The organism is Clostridium sp. MCC344, from assembly GCF_018785365.1.
GTDB lineage: Bacteria > Bacillota > Clostridia > Lachnospirales > Lachnospiraceae > Pilosibacter.
In genome coordinates, this window is the sequence record NZ_WQPQ01000013.1 from 212,189 (window position 1) to 225,704 (window position 13,516).

Annotated in this window: 10 protein-coding genes and 1 riboswitch; of the genes, 2 read left to right on the top strand and 8 right to left on the bottom strand. The window is 50.3% G+C overall.

The annotated features are described in order from the left end of the window. Positions 1 to 148 precede the first annotated feature (148 nt). The 6 genes from GPK90_RS03330 to GPK90_RS03355 all read right to left on the bottom strand — a co-directional run bounded on the left by GPK90_RS03330 (position 149) and on the right by GPK90_RS03355 (position 7,981). Positions 149 to 1,165 carry an ABC transporter permease gene (locus tag GPK90_RS03330; RefSeq protein WP_142411936.1) on the bottom strand — a complete coding sequence of 339 codons (1,017 nt, stop codon included), beginning with the start codon at positions 1,163 to 1,165 and terminating at the stop codon, positions 149 to 151. A gap of 14 nt (positions 1,166 to 1,179) precedes the next feature. Beyond that, positions 1,180 to 2,688: a sugar ABC transporter ATP-binding protein gene (locus tag GPK90_RS03335; RefSeq protein ID WP_142411937.1), complete on the bottom strand. Its 1,509-nt coding sequence runs from the start codon at positions 2,686 to 2,688 to the stop codon at positions 1,180 to 1,182. 182 nt (positions 2,689 to 2,870) lie between these two features. Continuing rightward, positions 2,871 to 3,734: an ROK family protein gene (locus GPK90_RS03340; protein ID WP_215702153.1), complete on the bottom strand. Its 864-nt coding sequence runs from the start codon at positions 3,732 to 3,734 to the stop codon at positions 2,871 to 2,873. A 118-nt stretch (positions 3,735 to 3,852) separates the two neighbouring features. Continuing rightward, positions 3,853 to 5,301, bottom strand: coding sequence for an ATP-binding cassette domain-containing protein (locus GPK90_RS03345; RefSeq protein ID WP_252197334.1), 1,449 nt, complete (start codon positions 5,299 to 5,301; stop codon positions 3,853 to 3,855). After that, positions 5,298 to 6,374, bottom strand: a complete 1,077-nt coding sequence (locus tag GPK90_RS03350) for a sensor histidine kinase (RefSeq protein ID WP_215702155.1) — start codon at positions 6,372 to 6,374, stop codon at positions 5,298 to 5,300. Before GPK90_RS03350 ends, GPK90_RS03345 begins: the two co-directional genes overlap by 4 nt. After that, positions 6,374 to 7,981 (bottom strand): response regulator, encoded by a 1,608-nt coding sequence (locus GPK90_RS03355; protein ID WP_215702156.1) that lies wholly within the window; start codon positions 7,979 to 7,981, stop codon positions 6,374 to 6,376. The genes GPK90_RS03350 and GPK90_RS03355 overlap by 1 nt, the downstream gene beginning before the upstream one ends. 202 nt (positions 7,982 to 8,183) lie before the next feature. After that, a riboswitch (ZMP/ZTP riboswitch) is annotated at positions 8,184 to 8,262 on the top strand. Between the two features lie 509 nt (positions 8,263 to 8,771). Between GPK90_RS03355 and pflB the strand changes: the two genes are divergently transcribed. After that, positions 8,772 to 11,075: a formate C-acetyltransferase gene (gene pflB, locus GPK90_RS03360; RefSeq protein WP_215702157.1), complete on the top strand. Its 2,304-nt coding sequence runs from the start codon at positions 8,772 to 8,774 to the stop codon at positions 11,073 to 11,075. 173 nt (positions 11,076 to 11,248) lie between these two features. Continuing rightward, positions 11,249 to 12,085 (top strand): radical SAM protein, encoded by an 837-nt coding sequence (locus GPK90_RS03365; RefSeq protein WP_215702158.1) that lies wholly within the window; start codon positions 11,249 to 11,251, stop codon positions 12,083 to 12,085. A gap of 138 nt (positions 12,086 to 12,223) precedes the next feature. Here GPK90_RS03365 and GPK90_RS03370 read toward each other — a convergent pair whose 3' ends face one another. Then, positions 12,224 to 12,640 (bottom strand): hypothetical protein, encoded by a 417-nt coding sequence (locus tag GPK90_RS03370; protein ID WP_215702159.1) that lies wholly within the window; start codon positions 12,638 to 12,640, stop codon positions 12,224 to 12,226. Then, positions 12,640 to 13,515, bottom strand: coding sequence for a DUF3990 domain-containing protein (locus GPK90_RS03375; protein WP_252197335.1), 876 nt, complete (start codon positions 13,513 to 13,515; stop codon positions 12,640 to 12,642). Before GPK90_RS03375 ends, GPK90_RS03370 begins: the two co-directional genes overlap by 1 nt. Between the last annotated feature and the right edge of the window lies 1 nt (position 13,516).

Below are 13,516 nucleotides of genomic sequence, written 5' to 3' on the forward strand. Positions count from 1 at the left end.
ATTTCTTATATGTAACCCCCGTATACCATGGGAGTTAGATATCCATGTAACGATATTTCCGGACCAGCATCCTGCTTATTCTCATGCAGGACCGCGGACCGACTGTTGCTGCAAAATGCCGCAGACACAAAACAGTTTTTTTTCTGTCTTATTTGGATGCTTTCTTTCCGAAGTTTCCGGAACGAACGACAACATCAAGAAGTACAGAGAATACAACGATGATACCGATGACAAGTCTCTGGATGCCGACCTGTGCACCGATCATGTTCAGACCATTCTCCAGTGTCTGCCATACAGCCGCACCGGCAAAGGTTCCGAGCAGAAGTCCTGTCCCGCCGAGCGGGGAGATGCCGCCGATAACGCCGGCTGCAACGCCGTACATCTCGTACATGTTTCCTGCTTCCATGTTGCCCATACCGGCCTGTGCGCAGAGGATGTAACCAACGACACATGCGCAGACAGCGCTGACCAGGTACGCTTTAATTGTTGTATTTACAACATTGACACCGGATAATTTCGCAGCGTCCACGTTGGAACCGATCGCGTAGATATGTCTTCCTGTGCGGGTCTTGGAAAGCAGGAAGAAGAAGATCAGAAAGATCACAAGCGCGATCCAGAAGGTGTTGTAAACACCGAGTGTCTTTCCATAGTAGAAGAAGTTCTGGAACTTATCGCCAGCCTCTTTTCCGATACCGGTCGCGATCGCGTCCGTGTTTCGGTTGTTGTTGACCATGTAGGCAACGCCTCGTGTCACGAACATGGTTCCGAGTGTCGCGATGAACGGCGGAAGCTTGAACTTTCCGACTAACATTCCGTTGATCACTCCGGTAACCAGGCAGCACGCCATCGCAACCGCCATCGCAACGAACGGATTGACGCCCATCGCCATCAGGGTTGCCGAGATCATGGCGCTCATTCCGACCATGGAACCGATCGAGAGATCGATGTTTCCGGTGATCAGAAGATAGCTCTGTCCGACGCCGATCAGAAGGTACTTTGACATGGAACGCAGAAGGTTCATGACGTTCTGTCCGGCAAATACTTTACGGTCGATGAGACCGAATGCTACATAGATGATGATCAGTCCCGCGAATGCCGTGATGACCGCGCCCATTCCGCGTGTCCCCAGGATCCGCTTTACTGTACTGTGCTTCTTTTCATTCATTCCCCTGTCCTCCCTCAGCTAACCTGTTGTTTCTTCTCAAATTCGGTAGCGAACTTCAGAACCTCATTCTGGCTTGTCTCCTTCGCCATGACTTCGCCGGTGATCTTTCCGTCGCACATGACGATGACGCGGTCCGCGATCCCCAGGACTTCCGGCATCTCTGAGGAGACGAACATAACGGCAATGCCCTGCTTCTTTAACTGGTTCATCAGGTTGTAGATCTCGACCTTCGCTCCTACATCGATGCCTCGTGTCGGCTCATCGAAGATCACGACTCTGGAATTTCTCGCCAGCCACTTTCCAACAACCACTTTCTGCTGATTTCCTCCGGAAAGATTGCCCGCGTTGACCTCCACCGTCGGGGTCTTGATCAGGAGGTCCTTCACCGCCTTCTCGCAGAGGTCGTCCTCCTTTTTACTGCTGATCACGCCGAGCTTGCTGCAGATGAGGTCCAGGTTCGGGAGTGCCAGGTTATGACGGATGCTGAGTTTCGTGCAGAGACCGTCTTTTTTCCGGTCCTCCGGCGCCAGTACGATCCCGGCTTTGATCGCGTCCATCGGACAGGTGATTTTCACTTCTTTTCCGTCCAGCCAGATCTCCCCGCTGGTCTTCGGGTCAACTCCGAAGATCGCTCTCGTTGTCTCGGTACGTCCCGCTCCCATCAGTCCCGCGAATCCGACGATCTCGCCCTCATAGAGGGAGAAATTGATGTCGCGGACGAGATGTCCGGCATTTAAGTTTTTCACCTCGAAGATCTTCTTTCCTTTCGGGCAGGAGACTCTCGGGAACTGTTCTTTGATCTCACGGCCGACCATATTCGCGATGATCTGATCCATCGTCATATCCGCGAAATTTCCGTCTGTGATATACTGACCGTCACGCATGATCGTTACCCGGTCCACGATAGCCTTCAGCTCCTCCAGGCGGTGGGAGATATAGACGATTCCGCAGCCGTCTGCCTTTAACTGGCGGATGATCCGGAAGAGCTCCTCGATCTCTTTCGCTGTCAGGGAAGAAGTCGGCTCATCCATGATCAGGATCTTCGCGTGGATCGAAAGTGCCTTCGCGATCTCGACCATCTGCTGTTTGGATACCGGAAGATCGCCGACGGTCTGTCTCGGGTCGATGTCGATCTTCAGATCTCCGAGGATCTTTGCCGCCTCTGCCTCCATCTCCCGGTCATTTAAGACGATCCCGTTGACCTTCTCTCTTCCGAGGAACATATTTTCCGCAACCGATAAGTGGCGGCACATGTTTAACTCCTGGTGGATGATCGCAACGCCGACGGCCTGTGCCTGCTTCGGTGTCAGATTGTCATATTCCGTTCCGAATATGGTCATCGTTCCGCTGTCTTTTGTATAAACACCGCTTAAGATCTTCATCAGTGTAGATTTTCCTGCTCCGTTCTCCCCGAGAAGCGCCATGACCTCTCCCGACCGGAGTTCGAAATTTACATGATCCAGGGCTTTGACACCCGGGAATGTCTTGACGATGTCTTTCATTGAAACAATTACTTCGCCCATCTTCTCCCCCGCTTTCCAGTTCTATTTTGATCCGGTCTCCCGGTTCATTTTTTATGTGTGCGAAAATGTGTCCTGCACATCCTTTTGTGGCTATATTTCTAATGTTTTTCCTGTAACTGCAGGGATTCCGGACAGTTACATTCTTTTTGTGGTTTCTCCGCAAATCCCGGCATTTTCATTTTTTACAGGTTCATGGCAACACAGAGTGCCGCGATATCTCCGATCGATTCCCCGAGTCCCGCCGGAACGATCCGGCAGATCTCTGCGCCAGATTTCAGTGCCTCTTTCCGGATCTTTTCTTCCATGGAAGCTCTCAGATACTTCTCCGCCCGGACGAAAATACTTCCGATGACGATCACCTCCGGATTTAACAGATCGATCAGGATCGACAGCATGCTTCCAAGATGTTCTCCTGTCTGCGCCCAGATCTTTTGCGCCTCCGGATCTCCTTCTTCCGCCCGCTTTCCGAGCTCCGCCGCGGTTCCTTTTCCGTACTGGGCGATCCCGCCGCCGCTCACATATCCTTCGTACGAGCCGGACTTTCCGTAGCCAACGTGTCCATCCTCAAAAAGCCGTACATGACCGATCTCCCCGGCCATCCCGCATGTTCCTTCGTAAAGCTTTCCGTTTAAGATCAGCCCCGCGCCGATCCCGGTTCCGAAGGTAAGAAAGATCATGTTCTCCGCGCCTTTTCCGGCTCCGAACTGCCATTCCGCCACGGCACAGGCATCCGCATCATTTCTTAAATATGCCGGAAGTCCGAACCGCTCCGTCAGCATATCCGTGATCGGAACTTCGTCCCATCCCGGAAGATTCGGAGGTCCCAGGATCACGCCCGTCCTGCTGTTTAACGGCCCGCCGCAGCTGACGCCGATTGCTTTCGTCTGATCTGTTTTCAGATCCGCAACGCTCTGAAAGATCATTTCCAGAGTTTCTTCCTTCGTTGTCGTTGCGAATCGCTTCTTTTCAAGGATTGTTCCGTTCTCGTCTCCACGAACGATGGCTGTTTTCGTCCCGCCGATATCGATTCCTATGTACTCGTTCATATAGACCTCCCCTGTTAGTTCCATCTTACATGAAAAATGTCCCCCATAACAGAGGACAATCCTACGGTTATGGGGGACAATATTTTGATGTATACAACAGGACGGGGCAGCTCCAATCCTACCTCACAATTCTCTTAAACTCACTCTTCTCATATACTGCCGCCACCTTCCCCTGCTCCACGACGAGCAGGCGGTCTGAGATATCAAGCGTATCGGAGATACTCGCGGTAATCATGAGTATCGCCGTCCCCTGTTTCTGAATCTGGCGCAGCACATTTAAGATCCTCATCCGGCAGAACATGTCGCCCTTTGCGAGCGGCTGGATGCAGACCATGATCCGCGGGCGCAGAAGATTCATCTTATGATAGAGCAGGGCAAACTGGTCTTCCTGTGGAATGTCGCGCACACAGGGCGCATCGATCACCGGTCCCACGAGCGGCAGATATTCTGAATGGATACTCCTGTAGATTTTCCGCGGGATCAGGCTTTTTCTGAGTTTCCGGTCCAGGAGAAATGTCAGGTTCTCCATGTAGCTCTCATCCAGAAACAGCAGCCGGTTCACCCCGTCCGCCGGGATCACGGCGATCCCCTCATCGAGATAATCCGCCGCTTTTTTCTGTGTGTAGGTCACATGGTCCACCGTGATCCATCCTGATCTGCACCGCTTTTTTCCGGTCATCAGATCCATCATGTCCCCTGCGATCTTATTTTCCTTGTCGAGGATCGTCATACACTCACCGCGGTGCAGGATGAAGCGAAGACCATTTAAATTTCCAACTCCCACGGTGTGAAAGTGCAGGATCCCGTCATCCTCGGCATCCTGATCATTCTCCGTGGACATGATCTTCCATTCTGAGATGTACGGTGCCATCTTTTCGTCCGTCATCTCATCCCGTTCAAAGACCTTGTAGATGTGACCGTCCGAAAAAAGTGCGGTCCGGTCCGCGATCTTAAAGAGCTCTTGGTGGTGGTTTCCCACATAGAGCACGGAGATCCCCTCTTTCCGGATCTTCTTTAACATCTGCTGGAACTCGAAGAGCTCATACTGGCTCAGATAGTTCGCCGGGTTGTCCACGATAATGAGATGACAGCCCGAAAGCAGCGCCTTTCCGAGCTCCACAAAGCATCTCTCAAGCTCTGTCAGGTTCTCCACTCTCTTTTCCAGGTCCACTTTCAGCCCTTTTTCCTCAAAAAAGCGGATCGCCTGGCTGAAGATCACCTGCTCATTGATAAAATATTTCCGGAAACCTTCCCGCAGGATAAAAAGGTTGTCCACAACGCTTAAGCCCTGCACGAGATGGCTCTTCTGTTCGATGAGCGCCACCTTATTGGACGCCCCGCTGCTGTAGGCGTAGCTATTTACAACGTTTCCGTCATACCACACGGATCCCAGGCTGATCGGATCGTTCCGGCAGATCAGATCCACCATCTCTTTCTGGCCTTTCCGGTTCCGCGCCACCAGGCCAACGATCTCCCCGGCAAACATCTGGAATTCCAGATCATCCAGGAGCAGCTCTCCGTCCCGTTCAAGATCAACATGCGATATCCGAAGAAGCTCTTTTCTCATCGCCATCCTCCCTGACGATCCCCGTCGCGCACCAGCGGAAGCTCCACTATGACATCAGTTCCGATCCCCTCTTTGCTGTAGACATGGATTCCGTACTCCTCGCCGAAGAGGAGCTTGATCCGCCTGTTCACGTTCACCACCGCGATCCCGCCGCGGGCCGGCTTCTTCTCCTCCTCTTTTTCCGGGACATCTGTCTCCACATCAAGACGGCGCAGTTTTTCATTCAGTTCCTTCAGTTTTTCGTCCGTCATTCCGCGCCCATCATCGGAAATCCTGATGTAGAGCCGTTCCTCACTCGCACTGATCCGGATCACAAGATGACCTTTTCCGATCTTTCGCTCGATCCCGTGGTAGATGGAATTTTCCACGATCGGCTGCAGTGTCAGCTTCGGAAGTTTGCACTGCAGAAAATCCATCTCCGTGAAATCGTCGTCCGGATCCCGGTCATACTGGATCTTCAGGTCCAGTTTAGAACCGAATCGGAACTGTTGAATATAGTAATAATTCTCGATATTGGCAAGTTCGTCCTCCAGCGTCACGAGATTTTCCAGATTTGAGATCGTGTAGCGGAAGAAGGTCGCCAGCGCCTCCGTCATCTCCGCGATGCTGTCCAGCCCCGCGATCAGCGCCTCACTCCGGATCCCCTCCAGCGTGTTGTAGAGGAAATGGGGATTGATCTGGTTCTGAAGCGCCAGATACTCCGCCTGTTTCTTCGAGATCGCGATCAGGTTGTTCCGGTCGATGATCTCGTTCAGGCGCAGGACTGCCTGCTCACTCTCCGGTGAAAACGGATAGCGGACCTTAAAAAGGTCCTCCATGACATAGCCCATGACAAACTGCTCATAGATCTTCCGAGTCTCCCGGTATGGGATCAGCACCGTCCGGTAAACGATCACCGCCAGAGCAGCGGAAAGCGCCGTAAATACAGCCGGGACCATCAGGGACTGCATTTCCCGGATGCACACCACCCACATTCTCACAAGCAATGCCCCGATCAGCCCGGCTGCGAGAAGTGCGCACCATTTGATCCGGACGGACAGGTAATTTCTCTCATCGGTATGTTTCTTTTCCATCACGAGTACAGCTTTCTGTATTCCTTGGGCTTTAAGCCCGCATATTTTGTAAAGGATTTTGTGAAATACCGCACGTCACTGTAGCCGACCTTCCCGCAGATATCGGCCACCGTGTCATTTGTCTCCTTTAAGAGCTTTTTTGCCATGTCCATGCGAACCTTCGAGAGGTATTCCAGAAACGTCATCCCCGTATCCTTCTTAAAGATCGTGCTGAGGTACGTCGGGGAGAGATCCACAACCCGACTGAGTTCTTCCAGCGTCAGCGGCTCTCCAAAATGTTCTTCCACATACTTTTTCACCACGCGGATCGGACGGTTTTCATCCTGCCGCTTTAACCTTGCTGCCTTCTCGTAGGAAGTCGTGATCCGTCTCGTCAGATAATCGAAAAGCTCCGCCGCATCTGCACAGTTATCGGCGCTGACGCTGAAGTTCTCCATAAAGTTCTCTTCCACCGGAAGACGGTACTTTTTCATGAAAAACAGGTACTGGTTGCAGATCTCCTTCGTCATCTGAAGGATCTCATGACCGCTGATCTCCTTCTCCGCCAGCATTTTCGTCTTCAGATAGATCAGTTCTTCCCGCACTGCAAAGGAATCCAGACTCTCCAGCGTGTGGGCGATCCGGTCATTAAACTTTGCAAAGATCTCACTGTCCGCGAAGGACTCCCCGCTTTCGATCTTTCCTTCCATCAGCTTTCCCGTTCCTGCGAGCAGCCGCTCCTCGATGAGGAGTCTGGCATTTTTTAAGGAACTGCCGATCTCCGGGAGACTTCCCACGCCCTCGCCGAGCGCCAGCGTCACCGACAGGTTCTTTAAAATGTCCCCCTGGACCCGGATCTCCGAGAGCAGGGCTTTCATCTGTCTCCGGATCTGCATCCGGTCCTCTGCGTCATAGTTCAGCAGAAAGAAATGGAATCCGTTGAGCTCCGTATTTTCTGTCTCCATGACATAGTCTTTTAAAAATCTTTCCGCCGCAGACTGGACTTTCTCCGCCATAAACTGGACATTCTGCTCCTCATCGCAGACACGCCCATCCAGTTTTAAGATGGCGATGCAGAATTCCCCCGGCTCAAAACGATAGTGAAATTCCCGGTTGATCTCCAAAAGCGGCTGCGACAGGGTCTCCTTATTTCTTCTCCCCACAAGATCCTGTAAAAAGGCCTGTCTCAGGTTCTTCTCGTCGCTCCTGATCGCCAGTCTGGTCTTCTCCTCCTGGCTCAGCTGTTCCGTCTGCGCCCGGAAACGGGTGCTGAGGCGTTTTAATGTCTCCGTCAGCTCGTCCTTTTTTATCGGCTTTAAGAGATACGCATTCACCCCGTACCGGATCGCCATCTGCGCATACTCAAAATGGCGGTAGCCGCTGATGATCACAAACTCCGCATTCGGAGCTTCCTCTTTTCCGAGCCGGATCAAGTCCAGCCCATCATATCCCGGCATCCGGATGTCCGTGATCACGATATCCGGATGAACTTCCTTTATCTTTTCCAGCGCATCGATCCCGTTCTCCGCGACCGCTCCGACCTCCATATCAAGAGCATCCCAGTCCACCAGCTTTTCGATCAGCTGGCAGACCTTGCTCTCATCATCCGCGATCAGTACCTTTAACATCCTCGTTCCCCCCTGTTTCCCCCAAAGTCATATTAAGGTTATTGTACCCCGCCGGGCATGATTCCGTCAACCGGTATGGAGCGACGCTCTTCACGCTTTTTTGCTGACATCTGCCAAAAAGGACCAGCATTCTCTCCCCATATCTGGTCCGACCATTCTTTTCCACTTGACACACACCACAACATCTGGTATATATATGTCATACCGATCATATGACTGACGGATAAGTGGTGAACCACGTGAAGTATGATCGAAGAAAGCCGACCGTCTGGGCGATCATAGCGCAGACTGTGGGTTATTTTTTTACCCTTTTTCAGTCTATCGACGTCTCTCGCACCGCGCTGTGATTCTGTAACAGCGAAATTTTCCAAAGTGATCTCGCCGCCTTATAAAACACAGACTTAAAGGTAAAAATCCCATCGACGAAGCCGATCTGGAATGGATTTTTGCTCGTAACCTGCCATGTATCCGAAGGGAAGCTCCGGGGGAGGTTCCTGTAAATGTGAAGGTACTGAACAGTCACGTGTATTTTAAAAAATACAAGGTAATGAGAAAATTTCTTATGAAAATGATTCTGATAATCATTCTCATATAATCTATTGTTTTTCTTTTTTCCCTCTGTTATAATGGCAAAGCATTTCTTCACAACGGAAGATTTCAAAATTTATCCGATCCGACAAAATGTACTGGTGAATGATCACCTGCTTTTCCCGGACCGGGAAACCGGAATCCCTGACAACCACAGGATTTCCGCAGCACATGAGATTGAAACATATAAGGAGGAACCATCATGTCTGAACAGAATACCCCGAACGGTACTGCTGACCTTTTCAAAAAAGCCTGGAGAGGATTCCAGGGTGCAAAATGGACCGATGAGGTCAATGTCCGCGAATTCATCCAGAATAACTATACCCAGTATGACGGAAACGAGGATTTCCTCGCCGCTCCGACCGAGGCGACCGATAAGCTCTGGGGTCGTCTTCAGGAACTCCAGAAAGAGGAGCGCAAAAAAGGCGGCGTTTTAGAGTGCGAGACTGAGGTCGTATCCAGCCTGACTTCCTACGGTCCTGGCTACATCGACGAGAGCTTAAAAGAGCTCGAGACCATCGTCGGCCTCCAGACGGACAAGCCGTTAAAGCGTGCATTCATGCCTTACGGCGGGATCAAGATGGCGGAGGAAGCCGCTGAGACTTACGGATATAAAGTAAACGAGAAATTCCACAAAATCTTCACCGAATACCATAAGACACACAACCAGGCTGTCTTTGACGCCTACACTCCGGAGATGAAAGCTGCCCGCCACTGCCATATCGTGACCGGTCTTCCGGACACTTACGGCCGTGGAAGAATTGTCGGCGACTACCGCCGTGTGGCTCTCTACGGAATCGATTTCCTGATCGAGGAGAAGAAAAAAGACCTGGATCTCTGCGGAAACGGTGCGATGTACGATGAGATCATCCGCCAGAGAGAAGAGATCGCGGAGCAGATCCGTGCATTAAAGGGCATGAAGGAGATGGCAAAGATCTACGGCTACGATATCTCCGGCCCAGCGACAAACGCAAAAGAGGCAATCCAGTGGCTGTACTTCGGCTACCTCGCAGCAGTCAAGACCCAGAACGGCGCTGCGATGAGCGTTGGACGTATCTCCACCTTTATTGATATTTATGTAAACCGTGATCTGGAAGAGGGAACTCTCACCGAGTCCCAGGCTCAGGAACTGATCGACCATATGACCATGAAATTCCGTATGGTGAAGTTCGCGAGAATCCCGTCCTACAACCAGCTCTTCTCCGGTGACCCGGTTTGGGCGACTCTTGAGGTTGCAGGTCTCGGACAGGATGGACGCCACATGGTCACAAAGACAGACTTCCGTTTCCTCCACACATTAGAGAACATGGGACCGTCCCCGGAGCCGAACCTGACCGTGCTCTACTCTTCCCGTCTTCCGGAGAACTTTAAGAAGTACGCGGCGAAGATCTCCGTGGATACTTCCTCCATCCAGTACGAGAACGATGACGTGATGCGTCCGATCTGGGGAGACGACTACAGCATCTGCTGCTGCGTATCCGCTACCCAGACCGGTAAAGAGATGCAGTTCTTCGGCGCCCGTGCAAACCTTGCAAAGTGCCTGCTCTACGCAATCAACGGCGGTAAGGACGAGAAGTACATGACAAAGGATGGAAAACCGATGCAGGTTGGTCCGGAGTATGCGCCGATCACCTCCGAGTATCTCGACTACAACGAGGTCATGCACAAATATGATCTCATGATGGACTGGCTCGCAGGAATCTATGTGAATATCCTGAACCTGATCCAGTACATGCACGATAAATATTACTACGAGGCAGCCGAGATGGCTCTCATCGACACCGACGTGCGCCGCACCTTCGCGACCGGTATCGCAGGTTTCTCCCACGTGGTGGATTCCCTCTCCGCGATCAAGTACGCAAAGGTCAAGGTTGTCCGCGACGAGAACGGCATGGCATCCAGTTTCATCACAGAGGGCGACTTCCCGCGCTACGGAAATGATGATGACCGCGCCGACGATATCGCAGTTTGGCTGTTAAAGACTTTCTTAAAGAAAGTGAAAAAGTACCATACCTACCGGAATTCCGAGGCGACAACTTCCATCCTTACGATCACTTCCAACGTGGTTTACGGTAAGGCGACAGGCGCTCTTCCAGACGGACGTGCAGCGTTCACTCCGTTTGCCCCGGGCGCTACCCCGTCCTACGGTGCGGAGCAGAATGGTCTTCTCGCTTCCTTAAACTCCGTCGCAAAGCTTCCGTATGAGTACGCACTCGACGGAATCTCCAACACCGAGACGATCGCTCCTGGTGCACTCGGCCATTCCGAGGACGAGAGAAAGAACAACCTGGTTCATGTTCTCGACGGATACTTTGACCAGGGCGCTCATCATCTCAACGTGAATGTCTTCGGTCTTGATAAGTTAAAAGACGCGATGGAACATCCGGAGAAACCGGAGTATGCGAACTTCACGATCCGTGTTTCCGGGTATGCGGTTAAATTTATTGATCTGACAAGAGAGCAGCAGCTGGATGTCATCGCAAGAACCTGCCACGAGGCAATGTAAATTTATCCATTTAAAAATCAGCCGGGAATGTTGTTTGTTCCCGGCTGAGTCTAAATTATGAAGGTTTTTTCTGGCTTGGCATTAGGGTTTTAATGTTTGCACTTTTGCACCGCACTGCTCATTTTATCTTTATTTTTATCCCCGGCAGATTCCGGGAGAAGGGAAACTTTTATATGGAAACAACAGGCTACATTCACTCCATCGACAGTTTTGGTTCCGTAGACGGACCCGGCGTCCGCTTTGTGACTTTTCTTCAGGGCTGCCATATGCGGTGCCGGTACTGTCATAATCCGGATACGTGGAAGCTGGCAAACACTGCTGCCATTTCCGGACCACAGACCTCCGAAAACGCAGCTCATGCGAATACTGTCCAAAATACAGCTTCTGACAGCGCCGCACCTTCCTCCGTCTGTAATTATAAGGAAATGACCCCCTCTGCCCTGATCAGACAGGCGCTCCGCTACAAGCGCTACTGGGGCAAAGAGGGCGGCATCACGGTCAGTGGAGGCGAACCGCTCTTACAGATCGATTTCATGAATGAACTTTTCCGTCTTGCAAAAGAAAACGGCGTCGGCACAGTGCTTGACACCGCGGGACAGCCGTTTACAAGAGAAGATCCATTTTTCTCAAAGCTCACCAATCTCATGGAAAATACCGATCTTGTCATGCTGGACTTAAAACACATCGATCCGGAAAAGCACCGCGCTCTCACCGGCCATTCCAACGAAAATATTCTGGCTTTCGCCAGATACCTGAATGAGATCGGCAAACCCATGTGGATCCGCCACGTCCTCGTCCCCGGCGTGACCGATGACAATGAGAATCTTCACGGCATCCGTGCGTTTTTAGATACACTGTCCAATGTAAAAAAAGTGGAAGTTCTTCCGTACCATACACTCGGCATCTACAAATGGGAGTCCCTCGGGATCCCGTATACCTTAAAAGATGTGGATCCGCCGACTGCGGAATCTGTGAAGCGGGCGGAAGAGATACTTGGGTGCCAGAAATAGATTTTGCCAGCCCAGCACCACCGATACCTGTCAACGTCAGGTTCTCATGCAAACACAATCTTTGACTATTGCTCACATAAGTAAAACACGTACTGCCCGAAGTTGATTCTACCTTACTTCAATCAGTACGTGTTTCTTTTATCTTTTCTGATTATAAATTTCTTTTAAATCCTCAATCGCAAGAACCGGATCCATCGTATGAAACATCATATAATTTCGTTTCATAACTTCGACTGCTGCTTGTTTATATATCTTTTTGCTGTCCTCACCGCTGTAATAATGCCAATAACGATAAATATAACCGATCCAATACAGGACATCTTTTGAAAATACTTCTCCGCCAATCAAGCTTTCTGTCTTGGAATTTCCGATAACCTCATCTAAAAGATATTCTTCTCCTGCCCATTGCATACGATTATACTCGGAATCTAATGCTTTTGCCGTCTCAGAATTCATAAACAGTTTAATAAACTCCATGCTGCCGTAATTATGATCCGCCGACAGTTCAAAAAGTCTTCCCTGTATATCACAAAGTTTCAAAGCTATCTCATTCATTATCTTCCTCCGGTTTTTGCATTATCCAGAATCTCATCAAAAAATAAACCTTCACGGCGGTAGTTCTTGCAGATATCGTTCGCAAGAGAAACTCCCCTTGCACGATTTTCCTCAGCAACTTCCTTAATAAATGCCCTCTCTAAATATGAAAGTTCTATTTCCGCTTCGATATGAATTGCATCACATCCTCGCTGCGAGACAGCAACATACTGACTTCCTAATTGCAATGCAGAAAGGCTGTGCACCAATGCTGCATCTGTGATATTTCCAATAAAGAAATTATCAATCACATAAAACATTCTGTCATTCGCAATGCTTCCAATAAGCAGATCTTTTCCTGCTGCCATATTTCGATACTTGTTATAAAATTCAGTACCCTTTATACTCTCCATTCTTCCCCTGTTATATGCTACAAGCATTGCCCACTCAATATCTGCTGGTATCGTTAACATTTCAAGTTTATTCGTATCGACAGAGACAATATAAAATTTTGATTTTTCATAGTCACAAATCAACGTCAGTGCCTGACTTGGATCCGTTCCCACATAAAAACCTCTGCCAAAATCACATTGCTTCCGGCTTTTCGGTTCGATCATTCCCTCTATACCGGATTTCGATCCATGATAAAGCAGCACCATTCCTTTAACAACTTCTATTTTTTTTGCCGCTTCCGTAATTTTCTCCAACGTCATATCATAAACTGGAACTGCCTGTGCCTTACACAACTCAAACAATCTCATCTGCGCCAGTTTATTAGGAACAGCCCGACCATTTTCCCAACGGTTCACTGTTGCAAAAGACACATTCATATGTTCTGCGAACTCGGTTTGACTCATGTTCAAATAAAGCCTAATTTTTTTTATCAAATTTTTCATG

Coding starts and splice junctions, on each gene's coding strand:
- GPK90_RS03330 (WP_142411936.1), bottom strand. CDS start 1,165: ATGAATGAAAAGAAGCACAGTACAGTAAAGCGGATCCTGGGGACACGC.
- GPK90_RS03335 (WP_142411937.1), bottom strand. CDS start 2,688: ATGGGCGAAGTAATTGTTTCAATGAAAGACATCGTCAAGACATTCCCG.
- GPK90_RS03340 (WP_215702153.1), bottom strand. CDS start 3,734: ATGAACGAGTACATAGGAATCGATATCGGCGGGACGAAAACAGCCATC.
- GPK90_RS03345 (WP_252197334.1), bottom strand. CDS start 5,301: ATGAGAAAAGAGCTTCTTCGGATATCGCATGTTGATCTTGAACGGGAC.
- GPK90_RS03350 (WP_215702155.1), bottom strand. CDS start 6,374: ATGGAAAAGAAACATACCGATGAGAGAAATTACCTGTCCGTCCGGATC.
- GPK90_RS03355 (WP_215702156.1), bottom strand. CDS start 7,981: ATGTTAAAGGTACTGATCGCGGATGATGAGAGCAAGGTCTGCCAGCTG.
- pflB (WP_215702157.1), top strand. CDS start 8,772: ATGTCTGAACAGAATACCCCGAACGGTACTGCTGACCTTTTCAAAAAA.
- GPK90_RS03365 (WP_215702158.1), top strand. CDS start 11,249: ATGGAAACAACAGGCTACATTCACTCCATCGACAGTTTTGGTTCCGTA.
- GPK90_RS03370 (WP_215702159.1), bottom strand. CDS start 12,640: ATGAATGAGATAGCTTTGAAACTTTGTGATATACAGGGAAGACTTTTT.
- GPK90_RS03375 (WP_252197335.1), bottom strand. CDS start 13,515: ATGAAAAATTTGATAAAAAAAATTAGGCTTTATTTGAACATGAGTCAA.